Source organism: Stenotrophomonas rhizophila, from assembly GCF_003751305.1.
Lineage (GTDB): Bacteria > Pseudomonadota > Gammaproteobacteria > Xanthomonadales > Xanthomonadaceae > Stenotrophomonas > Stenotrophomonas rhizophila_B.
On sequence record NZ_RJKV01000001.1, the window covers coordinates 181,288 to 196,265 of the forward strand.

Annotated in this window: 15 protein-coding genes; 7 read left to right on the plus strand and 8 right to left on the minus strand. The window is 67.6% G+C overall.

Going from position 1 to position 14,978, the window contains the following annotated elements:
- The first annotated feature begins 10 nt into the window (after positions 1-10).
- Both EDF74_RS00780 and EDF74_RS00785 read left to right on the plus strand, forming a co-directional pair.
- On the plus strand, positions 11-319 hold the full coding sequence (locus EDF74_RS00780; RefSeq protein ID WP_123728423.1) for an NAD(P) transhydrogenase subunit alpha: 309 nt from the start codon (positions 11-13) through the stop codon (positions 317-319).
- Complete coding sequence (locus tag EDF74_RS00785; protein ID WP_123728424.1) at positions 316-1,770, plus strand: NAD(P)(+) transhydrogenase (Re/Si-specific) subunit beta; 1,455 nt, start codon at positions 316-318, stop codon at positions 1,768-1,770. Before EDF74_RS00780 ends, EDF74_RS00785 begins: the two co-directional genes overlap by 4 nt.
- Positions 1,771-2,009: 239 nt before the next feature.
- Here the strand turns inward: EDF74_RS00785 and EDF74_RS00790 are convergent, their stop codons facing one another.
- Entirely contained in the window at positions 2,010-2,429 is a 420-nt protein-coding gene (locus tag EDF74_RS00790) for a hypothetical protein (RefSeq protein WP_123728425.1), read from the minus strand.
- Between the two features lie 118 nt (positions 2,430-2,547).
- On the opposite strand from EDF74_RS00790, the gene sufT reads away from it, so the two are divergent.
- The 3 genes from sufT to EDF74_RS00805 all read left to right on the plus strand — a co-directional run bounded on the left by sufT (position 2,548) and on the right by EDF74_RS00805 (position 6,422).
- On the plus strand, positions 2,548-3,099 hold the full coding sequence (gene sufT, locus EDF74_RS00795; protein ID WP_123728426.1) for a putative Fe-S cluster assembly protein SufT: 552 nt from the start codon (positions 2,548-2,550) through the stop codon (positions 3,097-3,099).
- 57 nt (positions 3,100-3,156) lie between these two features.
- Positions 3,157-4,254 carry a branched-chain amino acid aminotransferase gene (locus EDF74_RS00800; RefSeq protein WP_123728427.1) on the plus strand — a complete coding sequence of 366 codons (1,098 nt, stop codon included), beginning with the start codon at positions 3,157-3,159 and terminating at the stop codon, positions 4,252-4,254.
- Between the two features lie 422 nt (positions 4,255-4,676).
- Entirely contained in the window at positions 4,677-6,422 is a 1,746-nt protein-coding gene (locus EDF74_RS00805; protein ID WP_184997001.1) for a S8 family peptidase, read from the plus strand.
- 66 nt (positions 6,423-6,488) lie between these two features.
- Here the strand turns inward: EDF74_RS00805 and EDF74_RS00810 are convergent, their stop codons facing one another.
- From EDF74_RS00810 to wrbA, 3 genes are all read right to left on the minus strand, one after another.
- Positions 6,489-6,974 (minus strand): asparaginase domain-containing protein, encoded by a 486-nt coding sequence (locus tag EDF74_RS00810; RefSeq protein ID WP_026070231.1) that lies wholly within the window; start codon positions 6,972-6,974, stop codon positions 6,489-6,491.
- Positions 6,975-7,077: 103 nt separating this feature from the next.
- Positions 7,078-7,425, minus strand: a complete 348-nt coding sequence (locus tag EDF74_RS00815) for a DUF2069 domain-containing protein (RefSeq protein ID WP_123728428.1) — start codon at positions 7,423-7,425, stop codon at positions 7,078-7,080.
- Positions 7,422-8,012, minus strand: coding sequence for an NAD(P)H:quinone oxidoreductase (wrbA, locus tag EDF74_RS00820; protein ID WP_019186096.1), 591 nt, complete (start codon positions 8,010-8,012; stop codon positions 7,422-7,424). Before wrbA ends, EDF74_RS00815 begins: the two co-directional genes overlap by 4 nt.
- A 121-nt stretch (positions 8,013-8,133) precedes the next feature.
- On the opposite strand from wrbA, the gene EDF74_RS00825 reads away from it, so the two are divergent.
- Complete coding sequence (locus EDF74_RS00825) at positions 8,134-9,408, plus strand: YihY family inner membrane protein (protein WP_123728429.1); 1,275 nt, start codon at positions 8,134-8,136, stop codon at positions 9,406-9,408.
- Entirely contained in the window at positions 9,405-9,968 is a 564-nt protein-coding gene (locus EDF74_RS00830; RefSeq protein ID WP_123728430.1) for a TlpA family protein disulfide reductase, read from the plus strand. Before EDF74_RS00825 ends, EDF74_RS00830 begins: the two co-directional genes overlap by 4 nt.
- 59 nt (positions 9,969-10,027) lie before the next feature.
- Here EDF74_RS00830 and ppk2 read toward each other — a convergent pair whose 3' ends face one another.
- The 4 genes from ppk2 to hemA are packed head-to-tail and all read right to left on the minus strand — an operon-like array spanning position 10,028 to position 14,955.
- The gene (gene ppk2 / locus EDF74_RS00835) at positions 10,028-10,807 is read right to left on the minus strand and encodes a polyphosphate kinase 2 (RefSeq protein WP_123728431.1); all 780 of its coding nucleotides are present in this window, start codon (positions 10,805-10,807) and stop codon (positions 10,028-10,030) included.
- A 51-nt stretch (positions 10,808-10,858) separates the two neighbouring features.
- Complete coding sequence (locus tag EDF74_RS00840) at positions 10,859-12,568, minus strand: tetratricopeptide repeat protein (protein WP_123728432.1); 1,710 nt, start codon at positions 12,566-12,568, stop codon at positions 10,859-10,861.
- A gap of 25 nt (positions 12,569-12,593) precedes the next feature.
- A complete protein-coding gene (gene prfA / locus EDF74_RS00845; RefSeq protein ID WP_123728433.1) occupies positions 12,594-13,679 on the minus strand; it encodes a peptide chain release factor 1 in 1,086 nt (361 codons plus the stop codon).
- Entirely contained in the window at positions 13,657-14,955 is a 1,299-nt protein-coding gene (gene hemA, locus EDF74_RS00850) for a glutamyl-tRNA reductase (protein WP_019186102.1), read from the minus strand. The genes prfA and hemA overlap by 23 nt, the downstream gene beginning before the upstream one ends.
- Positions 14,956-14,978: the final 23 nt, after the last annotated feature.

A 14,978-nucleotide genomic window follows, 5' to 3' on the forward strand; every position in this document is an offset into this window, starting at 1 on the left:
AGTGACTGCAATGAGCGACGGGTTCGTGGCGTTGTATATCTTCATGCTGGCCGCCATTGCCGGCCACGTGATCATTTCGCGGGTGCCGGTGATCCTGCATACCCCTTTGATGTCCGGCTCCAACTTCATCCACGGCATCGTGCTGATCGGGGCGATGGTGGTGCTGGGACACGCACAGACCCCGCTGGAGAAGATCATCGGGTTCATCGCGGTGGTGCTCGGCGCGGGCAACGCGGCCGGTGGCTACGTGGTGACCGAACGCATGCTCGACATGTTCAAGCCCAGCGCCAAGCGCGATACCGGGGAGAAGGCGCCTTGAACGTGACCACCGCGCAACTGCTGCAGTGGCTGGTCCAGGTGAGCTATCTGGTTGCCGCCACCCTGTTCCTGCTCGGCCTGCAGCGCATGGCCTCGCCGATGACCGCGCGCAGCGGCATCCGCTGGGCCGGGCTGGGCATGCTGATCGCCACGGTGGCGACGTTCTTCCTGCCCGAGCTGCACAACATCCCGCTGATCCTGGCGGCGGTGGCGATCGGCACGGGCGTGGCGTGGTGGTCGGCCAAGCGCGTGGCGATCACCGACATGCCGCAGATGGTGGCGCTCTACAACGGCATGGGCGGCGGCTCGGCGGCGGCGATCGGTGCGGTCGAACTGCTGCGTTTCTCGTTCCTGACCAACCGCGATACCACCCACTGGAGCGAGCAGGCACTGGCCGATCTCGCCGCACGCCAGCCGTCCTCCACCGTGCTGGCGCTGGCCGTGATCGGTTCGGCGATCGGCGCGGTCTCGCTGTCCGGTTCGATCATCGCCTGGGCCAAACTCGATGGTCGGCTCGACCGCCGCGTCACCTTCCCGGGGCAGCAGGTGTTCAACCTGCTGGTCGCGCTGGCGATGGTGGTGCTGGGGATCTGGGCGGCGGTCACCTTGAGCCCGCTGGCGATCATCAGCTTCTTCGTGGTCGCGCTCGCGTTGGGCGTGCTGATGACGCTGCCGATCGGCGGCGCGGACATGCCGGTGGTGATCTCGCTGTACAACGCGTTCACCGGCCTGGCTGTGGCTTTCGAGGGCTACGTGCTCGGCAACGAGGCGCTGATCATCGCCGGCATGATGGTCGGCGCAGCGGGCATCCTGCTCACACGCCTGATGGCCAAGGCGATGAACCGCCCGATCAGCGGCGTGCTGTTCTCCAATTTCGGTGGCGGCGGTGTCGCGCAGGAAATCAGCGGCGCGCAGAAGCCGATCGAGGCCAGCGACGTCGCTGCGATGCTGGCCTTCGCCGAGCGCGTGGTGATCGTGCCCGGTTACGGCATGGCCGTGGCCCAGGCCCAGCACAAGGTGTGGGAGCTGGCGCAGCGCCTGATCGATCGCGGCATCAAGGTGAAGTTCGCGATCCACCCGGTGGCCGGGCGCATGCCAGGGCACATGAACGTGCTGCTGGCCGAAGCGGGCGTGCCCTACGACCTGATCGCCGACATGGACGACATCAACCCGGAATTCCCCAACACCGACGTGGTGCTGGTGATCGGCGCCAACGACGTGGTCAACCCGGTCGCGCGCACGGACCCGGCCAGCCCGATCTATGGCATGCCGATCCTGGACGTGGTCAACGCGCGCAACGTAGTGGTGATCAAGCGCGGCAAGGGCACCGGCTTTGCCGGGATCGAGAATGCGCTGTTCTACGCCGATAACGCCCGCATGCTGTACGGCGATGGTGCGGGTGCGGCGAGCGCGCTGGTCAGCGAGCTGAAGGCGCTCGACGGCGGGCATTGAGGGGCGGATGCAATGGTCACGACCAACGGTCGTGACCTACAGCAGCACCGAAATTACGGCGGCATCCGACCGAAACCGGATCTACGGCGACACCGGACCTGCGGTAGTGCCGGCCGCTGGCCGGCTCAGCGTGATGCGTGAATGCCGTGCGATCCGTTCCAACGCCATGAGGCGCCGGCCAGCGTCCGGCACTACCGATGCATGCAACGCCACGCGGCGACAGCGCGCATGCAGGGCAGTTACTTCGCCACCCACCAACCCACGACCAGCGCCACGCCCAGCCACAGCCATTCGACCGCGCCGTTGGCCAGGCCGCTCAGGGTCCAGGCCAGATAGGGCCCCATGCGCAACGCTGATTCCCACGGGGTGAGTCCCATCGAGCCGCCGAGGTAGGCCGAAGCGATCCCCCAGTTGGCTGCCAGCGCCACCAGCACGGTGGCCAGCAGGGTCAGCACCACCCGGGTAGTACCGGCGCGCAGGGTGCCCAGACGCAGCATGAAGGCGATCTCCAACGCCGCCACAACCGCCATCCAGCCGGCCTGGCGGCCGGTCAGCAGGGCGATGAACAACCAGGCCAGCACGGCCGTGACGACACCAAGCAGCAACATCGGGGGCCAGAGCCAGTGACGGCTCCGGACAGGCACGGACGTGGGCGACATGCAATCTTCCTGTAAGTCCCCACAGGATACCGGCTTGCGCGGTGACCGGCGCGTGGGCGGCCACTGGGCTAAAATGGTCGCCTTGCGGGAATTGGCCGCGACCCCCATATCGATCCACATGTATTCCCGTAGCAGTGAACCTGTCCACTTCGAACGCGACTGCGAGGCCGTCATGGTCCCGCAGGGCGAAACGGTCACGCTGCCCGCTGGCAGCTATGGCTATATCACCCAGGCCCTGGGTGGCAGCTATACCGTCTTTGTCGAAGGCAATCTGTTCCGCATCGCCGGCAAGGATGGCGATGCCATCGGCAAGGAAGCGCCCCCGGCGCTGGAACTGCCCGCCGATGCCTCCGACGAGGAGGTCGAAAAACTGGTGTGGCAGCAGCTGCGCACCTGTTTCGATCCGGAAATCCCATTCAACATCGTCGATCTGGGCCTGGTCTATGAAGTGGACCTCAAGCACCTGGATGACGGCCAGCGCGAGGTCGAGATCAAGATGACCCTGACCGCCCCCGGTTGCGGCATGGGCGAGATCCTGGTCGATGACGTGCGCAGCAAGCTGGAAATGATCCCGACGGTGGCGCAGGCCGACGTCGAGCTGGTGTTCGACCCGCCGTGGGGCCGCCACATGATGTCCGAGGCCGCCCGGCTCGAAACCGGCATGCTGTAACCGCCCATCGCCAGCCGGCGTCACGGCGTTCCCCGTAACCAGAACAGGAAATATCCGGTGTCCCAGTCTTCCGTGAGCTTCAACACCACCCGTTCCGCCCAGCCGCGCAGCAGCGAGGAGCGTGAACGCATCCTGGCCGCCCCCGGTTTTGGTCTGCACTTCACCGATCACATGGTGGAAGTGCGTTGGGACAAGGACACCGGCTGGCACGATGCCGTGGTACGCCCGTACGGCCCGCTGCAGCTGGATCCGGCCGCCGCGGTGCTGCATTACGGTCAGGAAATCTTCGAAGGCATCAAGGCCTACCGCCACGCCGACGGCTCGATCTGGACCTTCCGCCCGGAGGCCAACGGCCGCCGTCTGCAGCGTTCGGCCCAGCGCCTGGCGCTGCCGGAACTGCCGGTGGAGATCTTCGTCGAATCGCTCAAGCAGATGATTGCGGTGGACGCCAGCTGGGTGCCGTCGGCTGACGAATCCAGCCTGTACTTCCGTCCCTTCATGATCGGCGATGAAGCCTTCCTCGGCGTGCGCGGGGCGCACAAGGCCGGCTACTACGTGATCGCCAGCCCGGCCGGTCCGTACTTCGCCAAGGGTGTGGCGCCGGTGTCGATCTGGCTGTCCACCGACTACGCACGTGCAGGCAAGGGCGGCACCGGCGCAGCCAAGTGCGGTGGCAACTACGCCGCTTCGCTGCTGCCGCAGCAGAAGGCGCAGGCGCAGGGCTGCTCGCAGGTGCTGTTCCTGGATCCGGTGGAAGGCAAGTACCTGGAAGAACTGGGCGGCATGAACGTGTTCCTGGTCTACAAGGACGGCACCCTGGTGACCCCGTCGCTGTCGGGCAGCATCCTGGAAGGCATCACCCGCGAGAGCATCCTGCAGCTGGCCCGCGACCGCGGCATGAAGGTCGAAGAGCGCAAGGTCACCCTCGAGGAGTGGAAGGACGGCGTGACCTCCGGCGATATCGTGGAAGCGTTCGCCTGCGGTACTGCTGCGGTGGTCACCCCGATCGGCCAGCTCAAGGGCGAAGGCTTCTCGGTGGGTGACATCAACGCGCCGGCCGGCGAAGTGACGATGTCCCTGCGCAAGGAACTGACCGACATCCAGTACGGTCGCCTGCCGGACCGTCACGGCTGGCTGGTCCGCCTGGACGCCTGATTCCTGCCGAGCCGAAGGGAACCAAAGAAACCCGCCTGGTGACAGGCGGGTTTTTTGTTGCCTGTCCTGCGGTGGCAACCTCGCAAGCCATTGATGCGCAAGCGTTGTCCTGGCCCCGTGGACAGTGACAGCCATTTCGGACATTCGTTGACGCAATTGGACTGTTCAAAACGGCTCGTGCGCCTTCACTTTCACAAACCCTCGACACAGAAAGTCTCAAATCCGACATTTCATGTCACTGAAGTGCAGCTGAAACATTGTTGATCGTGCGGTGAGCCACTAGCGTCGGTGTGGGCGGTTTGATGTCAGGGGAACCGATCCACTCACCGGGCCCGATCCGCGCCATCGCTTTCAGCAGCCCCCGGATCGGACCTGGATTCTCTGCCGCGACGACGGCATTCACTGTCTGAAAGGGAAATCCGATGTCTCATGTCTCGCAACACCGTTTGCGTCACCGTGCATTGGTTGTACTGGGCGCCTCTGTTCTGTCGACCCTGCTGCTGGCCACCCCGGCGTTCGCCGGTGATGTGCAGTTGAGCGGCCTGTCCTCGGCGCCGACCCACCAGCGCTTCATCGTGAAGTACAAGGATGGCAGTACCGAGGTCGCTACCCCGACCGCGCTGGCCAGTTCGCTGAAGGCCGCCGCCGCGGCCGTGCCGGCGGCCCAAGGCCGTGCGCTGGGGCTGCAGAAGCTGCGCCAGCTGGCGATCGGCCCGACCGTGGTCAAGGCCGACCGGCCGCTGGACCGCGCCGAAGCCGAACTGCTGATGCGCCGCTTGGCGGCCGACCCGGGCGTGGAATACGTTGAAGTCGATCAGCTGATGCAGGCCACCCTGGTGCCCAACGACACCCGCTTTTCCGAGCAGTGGGGCTTCGGCACCAGCAACGCCTCGATCAACGTACGCCCGGCCTGGGACAAGGCCACCGGCACCGGCGTGGTGGTGGCGGTGATCGACACCGGCATCACCAACCATCCGGACCTCAACGCCAACATCCTGCCCGGCTATGACTTCATCAGCGACGCGGCGATGGCGCGCGACGGCGGTGGCCGCGACAACAACCCCAACGACGAAGGCGACTGGTACGCCGCCAACGAGTGTGGCGCGGGCATTCCGGCCTCCAATTCCAGCTGGCACGGCACGCATGTGGCCGGCACTGTTGCGGCGGTGACCAACAACAGCAGCGGCGTGGCCGGCACCGCGTTCAATGCGAAGGTCGTCCCGGTGCGCGTGCTCGGCAAGTGCGGCGGCTACACCTCCGACATCGCCGATGCGATCGTCTGGGCTTCCGGCGGTACCGTCAGCGGAGTCCCGGCCAATGCCAACCCCGCCGAAGTGATCAACATGTCGCTCGGCGGCGGTGGCAGCTGCTCCACCACCTACCAGACCGCCATCAACGGCGCCGTCTCGCGCGGCACCACCGTGGTCGTCGCTGCCGGCAACAGCAACACCAACGTGTCCTCTTCGGTGCCAGCCAACTGCGCCAACGTCATCGCCGTTGCCGCGACCACCTCGGCCGGTGCCCGCGCCAGCTTCTCCAACTACGGCACCGGCATCGACATCTCGGCCCCGGGCCAGGGGATTCTCTCCACGCTCAACAGTGGCACCACGGTTCCGGGCACCGCATCGTATGCCTCCTACAACGGCACCTCGATGGCGGCGCCGCACGTAGCCGGCGTGGTCGCGCTGATCCAGTCCGTTGCCCCTACCGCCCTGAGCCCGGCCGCCATCGAGAGCCTGCTCAAGAGCACCGCACGGCCGTTGCCGGGCGCCTGCTCCGGCGGTTGCGGCGCGGGCATCGTCGATGCCGACGCGGCGGTGACGGCCGCCCTGGGCGGGACCAATCCGAACCCGGGCACCGGTAACGTGCTGCAGAACAACGTCCCGGTCACCGGCCTCGGCGCCGCCAGCGGTGCCTCGCTGGCCTACACCGTGACCGTGCCGTCCGGCCGCAGCCAGCTGAAGGTCACCATCGCCGGCGGCAGTGGCGATGCCGATCTCTACGTCCGCTCCGGCAGCGCCCCGACCGACACCGTCTACACCTGCCGCCCCTACCTGAGCGGCAACAACGAGACCTGCACGATCACCTCACCGGCGGCCGGCACCTGGCACGTACGGGTCAAGGCCTACTCGACCTTCTCCGGCCTGAGCCTCACCGCGCAGTACTGATCGCGGTCCCATCGCACCAACGCAGAACGCCCCGGCATGCCGGGGCGTTCGTTCAATCAACAGTGATTACGCAGCTTCGAACCGGTTCGCCGCCACGTTCTTGCGCACCTGTTCCGGATTCCAGATCCGGCCGTTCATCGCAATGTACACACCGCTCGGCAACGACTGCACCGCACCGATCGCACACCCGATGTTGAACTCCGCATCCGAGCCGCGGAAGCGCGCCGGGCTCAACGCACCGGTCATCACGATCGTCTTGTCGGTGATCGACTTCAGCACCTGGCCGGTCTGCACCATCGAATCGGTGCCGTGCGTCACCAGTACATGCCGCGTCGGCTGGGCGGCGATCGTGGCCCGGATCAACTCACGGTCCTCGTCGGTGATGTGCAGCGAATCCTTGCGCAGGATCGGGATCACATTGAAACGGAAGGTCACGCCCAGCTCGCGCAGGATCATCCCGATCTGCGGATCACCGATCTGATAGTCCGACTTGTCGTCGAAGTAGATCTTGTCGATCGTGCCACCGGTGGTGATGATCAGTAGTTCTTCCATTGCAAGCATCCTGGGTACCAGACAGAAGGGCACGGAACCGCCGCGCCGACCCGTAGATGATACGGCTGCCGCCCGCCCGATGCAGGCTTGGGACGCCGGACGGTCAGCCAGCCGTTGTCCTGCGGCCGAAGCGCCGGCGCAGCCCCGGCGTGCTGGCGACTCCGATCACGGCCAAGGCCAGCCCCAGCTCGAGCCAGCCCCACAGCGCCACCTCCGGGTGGCTCCAGGCGCTCATCACCCCGTGGCTGAACCAGAACAGCGCCAGCACGCCAGCCCAGAACATCGCCTTGCCACGCCGCACCAGCACGCCCAGCGCCAGCAGCAGCGGCGGCAGCGTGAACACCAACTGGGTGGCCAGCCAATGCTTGTCCTGCGCGAACCAGACCGCGAACAGCACCGCCAGCGCCACCAGCAGCAGCGCAAGGACGATTTCCTGGGCGCGCGTGCTCACGCCAACCGCCGCGCGATATCGGCCACCCTGCGCCCCAACGCGCGGGCCAGGATGCTCTCATCCTCGCTCGGCACCGGGTTGTCGTCCGCGCCGGCCACGTGGCTGGCGCCATACGGCGTGCCGCCGGTGGTGGTGTGGCTCAGCGCCGGCTCGGTGAAGGGAATGCCGACGATCAGGCAGCCGTGGTGCAGCAGCGGCACCTGCATCGACAACAGCGTCGATTCCTGCCCACCGTGCAGCGAGGCTGTCGAGGTGAACACGCCCGCCGGCTTGCCGGCCAGGGTGCCGTTGACCCATTCCGCACCCAATCCGTCCAGGAAGTGCTTCACCGGCGCGGCCATGTTGCCGAAGCGGGTCGGGCTGCCCAGCAGCAGTCCGGTGCATTCGGCCAGGTCGGCCACGCTCACATAGGGTGCGCCGTCCTCGGGCACCGGCGGCAGCGCGGTCTGCGTCACCGCCGCCACCGGGGGTACCGTGCGCAGCCGCGCGCTCATGCCCGGCACCTCGCCGATGCCGCGCGCAATCTGGCGGGCAAGCCGTGCCACTGAACCGCCACGGCTGTAGTACAGCACCAGGATCTCCGCCATTTCGCTTTCATCTCATTGCGTCCGATGCCGGCAGTATGGCAACGCAGCCCGCTCAGGGCGAGGCCGGTCACTGTGAGCGGGCGTGCATGCCCCACACCCGTCATCGGGTACCCTTGCGCCGATGGAACCTCTCGATACGATCAACCTGTGGATCGAACGCGTCCGGGACCGTGCGCGCACGATCAGCTTCGGCCGCTTCCTGTGGCGCCGCTTCCTGGATGACCGCCTGTTCCAGGCGGCCGCCTCGCTGGCCTACACCACGGTGTTCGCGCTGGTGCCGCTGGCCATCGTAGTGTTCGGGGTGCTCTCGGCGTTCCCGGTGTTCGATCGCTGGAGCGATACCCTCAGCGACTACGTATTCTCCAACTTCGTGCCCAACGCCGCGCGCGCCGCCGAAGGCTACCTGCGACAGTTCTCGGCCAGTGCCGGGCAGCTGACCGCCGCCGGCTTCATCGCGCTGGTGGTGTCGCTGCTGATCACGCTCAACAGCGTGGAGGAAACCTTCAACCAGATCTGGCGGGTGAGTTCGACCCGGCCCAAGCTGACCCGCTTCCTGGTGTACTGGACCGTGCTCACCCTCGGCGCGATGCTCGCCGCGGCCTCGCTGGCGGTCTCGGCGCGGGTGTTCGCGCTGCCGCTGTTCGGCACCAGCGAAGGTCGCTGGCTGGCCAACGTCTCACTGACGGTCGCGCCGATCCTGATCGAGTTCGTCTGCATCATGCTGGTCTACCGCGTAGTGCCGCACCACACGGTCAAATGGCGCCATGCCGTCCCCGGCGCGATCCTGGCCGCGATCATGCTGGAGCTGGTGAAGTGGGGCATGGGTGCTTACCTGGGCAGCTTCCAGTCCTACCAGAAGCTTTACGGCACGGTTGCCTTCGTGCCGATCCTGCTGCTGTGGATCTACCTGTGCTGGGTCTCGGTGCTGCTCGGCGCATCGCTCGCCTCCTCGATCGCCGCGTTCCGCTACCAGCCGGCCGACCTGCGCCTGCCGGTGGGGTATGAAATCTATGGCCTGCTGCGCTTGATCGGTCGCTTCCACCAGGCCCGTGCCGATGGCCGCAGCCTGGATGACGATGAAATCCTGCGGTTGGAGCCGATGCTGACCGATTCGCTGTTGCAGACGTTGCTCTGCGACCTGGAAGCGATCCGCGTGGTGCGCCGCGACGAGCAGGGCGAATGGCTGCTCGCGCGCGACCTGGACAAACTCACCCTGGCCGACCTGTACGAGACCACGCAGATGCGGATCCCGATCAAGGAAGCCTACCTGCCGTATCGCGACGACAGCCTGGGCACGGCCTCGGTGGCCGCGCTGGACACCTTGCGCCTGCCGCTGCGCGAACTGCTCAAACGCCGCGTCAGCGACATCTACTCGACCCCCGGAGACAAACCATGACCGCCAAGCCCCTGCTGCTGGCCCTGGGCCTGCTCACGCTGGCCGCCTGCAACAAGCCCGCCGCACAGAGCGAGGCCACTGCGCCTGCCGCCCCGGCCCCGATCAACGAGCCCGCCGCGCCGCCGACCGAAGCCGTGCCGGCCACCGAACGCAAGACCGTCGAACAGCCGACGCTCAAAGCCAAGGCGCTGGATGGCACCGACTACGACCTGGCCGCGCACCGCGGCAAGTGGGTGGTGGTGAACTTCTGGGCGACCTGGTGCGCCCCGTGCCGCAAGGAAATGCCCGAGCTCTCCGCGCTGCACGCGATGCGCAATGAGATCGAGGTGGTCGGGCTGGCCTTCGAGGACATCGAACCGGCCGAGATGAAGGCCTTCCTGGAGAAGCGTCCGGTCACCTATCCGATCGTGATCGTGGATACGTACAACCCGCCGGAAGACTTCGCGATCCCGCGCGGCCTGCCGATGACCTACCTGATCGCGCCGGATGGCAAGGTCGCCAAGGAGTTCCTTGGCCCGGTCACCGCGCATGACATCGAAGCGCGGATCAAGGAAGGCTGAGTCTGACGGGCGTGCCGGTTCATGACCGGCACGCCGTTGCCGCGCTGCGCGCGGTGGATCTACGTGGTGACGAAGGGTTCGATCGGCTTCAATACCCCGAAGTGCTCCTTGTGCAGCTTGCCCTTCAACGGCGGCAGCGCCAGCACCGGTTCGTCCACGCGGGTGTCGGGCAGGCGATCGAGCAGGTTGCGGATCAGGCCCAGCCGCCCACGCTTCTGGTCGTTGAAGTCCACCAGCGTCCACGGGGCATCATCGTTATGTGTCGCGCGCAGCATCGCTTCGCGGCTCTCGGTATAAGCGCTGTACTTGCTGCGTGATTTCAGGTCCACCGGCGACAGCTTCCAGCCCTTGAGCGGATCGAGGTGGCGCTCGGCAAAGCGCTTTTCCTGTTGTGCCTGGTCCACGCTGAGCCAGTACTTGAACAGCACGATGCCATCATCGATCAGCAGCTTCTCGAACACCGGCGTCTGTGCCAGGAAGCTGCGGTACTGCGCCTCGGTGCAGTAGCCCATCACATGCTCGACGCCCGCGCGGTTGTACCAGCTGCGGTCCATCAGCACGATCTCGCCCGCCGCCGGCAGGTGCGAGACATAGCGTTGGAAATACCACTGTGTGCTTTCGCGGTCGGTCGGCTTGGGCAGCGCGACGACTTTGCACTGGCGCGGATTGAGATGCTCGGCGATCGCCTGGATCGCACCGCCCTTGCCCGCGGTATCGCGGCCTTCGAACAGCACCAGCACGCGCTGCCCGGTGTGCTGCACCCAGCGCGCCATCGCCGCCAGTTCCAGTTGCATTGGTTCCAGCAGGGCCTGGTAGTCCTTGCGCTTGAGCTTGCCCATCGGCGTGCCTCGGTGATTCACAGGGAAGCCCGAGCCTAGCGCAGCCGATGCTCAGGCGATGTGTGGGCCCTGCCAGCCGCGTTCGCGCGCGAGCGTTTCGATCACCTCGGTGAGGTCGCGCGCGAAACCGGCCATGTCGAACAGGCCGCTGTCCTCGCGCCGTTGCGCCAGGGTGGCGCGCGCGGCCTGCAATGCAGCCGGGTCGTTGCCGAGCTGGATGGCGGTAGCCACGAACGCCGCGTCATCGGCCACGTTGAACGCGTGCATGCCCAGGTGGTGGTTCAGGCTGCCGGCCACCCGTGAGGCGAACGTCGCGCCGGGGCAGGTCAGCACCGGGCAGCCGGCCCACAGCGCATCGGAGGCGGTGGTGTGGGCGTTGTACGGGTGCGTGTCCAGGAACAGGTCGGCGTGCTGGTAACGCGCCAGGTACTGCGGGTGCGGCAGGCGTGGCATGAACACCAGGCGCGCCGGATCCAGCTGCGCCTGGCGTGCCGCGCTGCGCAGCCGTGCATCGGCGTTGCCCGGGCCGGAGAGCAGCCACAGCACGCTGCCGGGCACGCCGTGCAGCACCGCGAACAGCCGCTGCATGCTGCGCGGATTGAGCTTGTAGCTGTTGTTGAAGCAGCACAGCACCACGCCCTGCGCGGGCAGGCCGCAGTCCTCGCGCGGGGGCGCCGGTTCCAGCACGCGGGTGTTGTCCGAGGGCTGGAACGCGCGCGGCAGGCGCCGCACGTTCTCACTGAACGCCGGTGCCAGCGCGTCGGGCAGCACGAAGGCATCGGCCAGTACATGATCGATCCACGGCGCGCCGGAGGTGCCCGGGTAGGCCAGCCAGTTGATCTGCACCGGGGCCGGGCGCATCGCCAGCACCTGCGGGGTGCCGCCACCGCCCCAGCCGCGCAGATCGAACAGCACATCGATGCCGGCCTCGCGGATGCGCCGGGCGATCACCTGATGCGGCTGCGCGCTGACATCGTGCAAGGTGTGGGCGGCCTGCTGCAGACGCTGACGGATGCTGCTGCCGTCGTCCGCGCTGAGCGCGAACAGATGCAGGTCCAGCGTGCCCAGCGCGCGCAGCTGTTCGAACAGGGCGACGGTCAGCAGGCCGGTGGGATGCGCGCCGAAGCCGTTGGAGAGGAAGCCGACCCGCAGCGTGCCGTGCGCGCGCACCGTGGCCGGCGGCAACCGCGCGATGCCCTCGGCCAGCGCCGCTGCACGCTGCCGCGCACAGGCCAACTGCTCGGCGGCGCTGCTGTCTTCGCTGAGGAAGGCGAACGGCTCGACCACCGCCTGGCCCTGCGCGACGGCCTGGCGCACCAGCGCCGACAATCGCTCCAGATCCCGCCAATCGCACAGCCGGCGCTGCCAGTTGAGCAGCTGCGCAGCGATGTAGGGCTCGCCCGGCAGAAGACGATGCGCATGGCGATACGCATCCGCCGCCGCCTCGGGCTGCCCCGCGTCTTCCAGAGCGTGGCCGAGCCACAGAGTGATGCCGGGGTGCTGGGGCGCGCGATCCGCCGCCTGTCGCAGCAGTGTGGCGGCCTCGCCATGGCGGCCTTGCATCCAGCGCGCGCGCCCCAGCCGCGCCAAGGCCTCGGGATGGTCGCCGCGCAGCTGCAGCGCGCGGGTGGCGGCCTGTTCGCCGGCGCGCACATCGCCGGCTTCCAGCTCCGCGTCGGCCAGCATCACCCAGGCAATGAAATCGGCCGGTTGCCGCTGCACCGCCTGGCGCAGCTGCAGGCGCTGCGGATCGGCACTCATCGCTGCCGCCCCGCGTCGATCATGCTCAGTTGCCTTCCGCGAGCCGGGCCAGCTCGTCGGCCTGGTGTTCGTGGGTCAGCCGGCTGACCAGTGCATCGAGATCGCCGGTCAGGATGTTGGGCAGGTCGTACAGGGTCAGCCCTTCCACGCGGTGATCGGTGATCCGCCCCTGCGGGAAACTGTAGGTGCGGATGCGCTGGCTGCGGTCGCCACTGCCGACCTGCAGCCGGCGGCTTTCGGCCTGCGCGGCGGCCTGCTTGCTGCGTTCGGTATCCAGCAGCTGCGCTTTGAGGCGTTTCATCGCCTTGTCGCGGTTGGCGTGCTGGCTGCGCTCGGTCTGGCATTCCACCACCACGCCGGTGGGCAGATGCGTGATGCGGATCGCCGATTCGGTCTTGTTGACGTGCTGGCCACCGGCGCCGGAGGAGCGGTAGGTGTCCACGCGCAGGTCGGCCGGGTTGATCACCACGTCCTCGACGTCATCCGCCTCGGGAATGATCGCCACCGTCGCGGCCGAGGTATGGATGCGGCCCTGCGACTCGGTCGCCGGCACGCGCTGCACGCGGTGCGTGCCCGATTCGAACTTCAGCCGCGAGAACGCGCCACGGCCGACCACGCGCGCCACCACTTCCTTGTAGCCGCCATGTTCGCCCGGGTTGTCCGATTCGATCTCGACCTTCCAGCCCTGGCGCTCGGCATAGCGGGCGTACATGCGGAACAGATCGCCGGCGAAGATCGCCGCCTCGTCACCGCCGGTACCGGCGCGGACTTCCAGGAACAGGTTGCCGTCATCGCGCGGATCGCGCGGCACCAGCAGCAGGGCCAGTGCTTCGTCCAGCTGCTGCAGGCGCTGCTGCGCGGCGATGATTTCCTCGTCGGCCAGTTCGCGCAGGTCGGGGTCCTCGCGCATCGCCTCGGCGGCGGCGAGATCGGCCTTGGCGCGGGCTTCGTCGGCCAGCGCAGCAGCGACCGGCTCCAGCTGCGAAAACTCGCGCGAGAGTGCGCGGAAACGGTCGTTGTCGCCGACCACGGCGGGGTCGGACAACAGGCGTTCCAGTTCTTCGCGGCGCTCGGCCAGCGCTTCCAGCTTACGGCGCAGGGTCGGCGTCATCATTCCTCGCTACATCGGTACGCACGGCAGGGTGCTGGTAACCCGGCTTGGCCGGGAACAGGCGCTCGGCGGCGCGGGTGAGTTCAGTATCGCCGCTGAGCGCGGCCGCGCGCAGGGCGGCGGTCGGCGGGTGCAGCAGGCGGTTGGTCAGGCCGTGCGCGAGCAGCTCGAGCACCTCTTCCGGTGATTTGCCGTGGGCCAGCTGTTGGCGGGCTTTCTCCAGCATCTCCACGCGGGTCGCTTCGCCATAGGCGCGCAGTTGCCGCAGCGGGGCCTGGTGCACGCTGGCCTGCAGCGTTTCCACGAAGCGGGCGACCTGCAGCTCGATGATCGCTTCGGCCTCGGCCGCGGCTTCACGGCGGCTGCGGCGGTTGTCTTCGACCGCGCGCTCCAGATCATCCACGGTGTACAGGAAGGCGTCGGCCAGTTCGCCCACGCCGGCCTCGATATCGCGGGGCACGGCCAGATCGAACAGCAGCATCGGCTTGTGCTTGCGGGTTTTCAGTGCGGCGGCCACGTGCGCCCGGGTGATCACCGGCTCACGCGCGGCGGTGGCCGAGAACACCACGTCGGCCTCGCCCAGATGGCGGTCCAGCTCACTCAGGGGCAGGGCGACGCCGCCATGACGGCTGGCCAGCTCCTGCGCATGGGCCAGGGTGCGGTTGGCGATCAGCAGCCGACGCACGCGCCCTTCGCTGAGATGGCGCGCGGCCAGCTCGATGGTCTCGCCGGCGCCGACCAGCAGCACGGTGGAATCTTCCAGCCGCGCGAACGAGTTCTGCGCCAGGCGCACCGCGGTGGAGGCCACCGAGACCGGGTTGGCGCCCACGCGGGTATCGGTCCGCGCGCGCTTGGCCACCGAGAAGGTCTGCTGGAACAGCCGGTCCAGGCGCTGGCCGAGCAGGCCATGATCACGCGCCAGGGCCCAGGCATCCTTCACCTGGCCCAGGATCTGCGGTTCGCCCAGCACCATCGAGTCCAGCCCGGTGGCGACCCGGAACAGGTGGCGGACCGCGTCGGCGTCGGCGTGCTGATAGAGGTACCCGTGCAGCGTGCCGGCATGCGACTCCAGCCACTGGGCCAGCGCGTCACCGGATTCGGCCACCGCGTACAGCTCGGTGCGGTTGCAGGTGGAGAGCAGGACCGCCTCGGCCACCTGTGGGGTATCGCGCAGCGACGCCAATGCCTGGGGCAGGGCGTCGCCGCCAAAGGAGGCGCGTTCGCGCAGTTCCACTGGCGCGGTCTGGTGATTCAGTCCGAGCACCCACAGGGTCATTGTTCAGTTGCTTGCGATAAGCT

Coding starts and splice junctions, on each gene's coding strand:
- EDF74_RS00840 (WP_123728432.1), bottom strand. CDS start 12,568: ATGAGTGCCGATCCGCAGCGCCTGCAGCTGCGCCAGGCGGTGCAGCGG.
- EDF74_RS00825 (WP_123728429.1), top strand. CDS start 8,134: ATGGAACCTCTCGATACGATCAACCTGTGGATCGAACGCGTCCGGGAC.
- EDF74_RS00805 (WP_184997001.1), top strand. CDS start 4,677: ATGTCTCATGTCTCGCAACACCGTTTGCGTCACCGTGCATTGGTTGTA.
- EDF74_RS00810 (WP_026070231.1), bottom strand. CDS start 6,974: ATGGAAGAACTACTGATCATCACCACCGGTGGCACGATCGACAAGATC.
- hemA (WP_019186102.1), bottom strand. CDS start 14,955: ATGACCCTGTGGGTGCTCGGACTGAATCACCAGACCGCGCCAGTGGAA.
- EDF74_RS00780 (WP_123728423.1), top strand. CDS start 11: ATGAGCGACGGGTTCGTGGCGTTGTATATCTTCATGCTGGCCGCCATT.
- prfA (WP_123728433.1), bottom strand. CDS start 13,679: ATGACGCCGACCCTGCGCCGTAAGCTGGAAGCGCTGGCCGAGCGCCGC.
- wrbA (WP_019186096.1), bottom strand. CDS start 8,012: ATGGCGGAGATCCTGGTGCTGTACTACAGCCGTGGCGGTTCAGTGGCA.
- EDF74_RS00790 (WP_123728425.1), bottom strand. CDS start 2,429: ATGTCGCCCACGTCCGTGCCTGTCCGGAGCCGTCACTGGCTCTGGCCC.
- sufT (WP_123728426.1), top strand. CDS start 2,548: ATGTATTCCCGTAGCAGTGAACCTGTCCACTTCGAACGCGACTGCGAG.
- EDF74_RS00830 (WP_123728430.1), top strand. CDS start 9,405: ATGACCGCCAAGCCCCTGCTGCTGGCCCTGGGCCTGCTCACGCTGGCC.
- ppk2 (WP_123728431.1), bottom strand. CDS start 10,807: ATGGGCAAGCTCAAGCGCAAGGACTACCAGGCCCTGCTGGAACCAATG.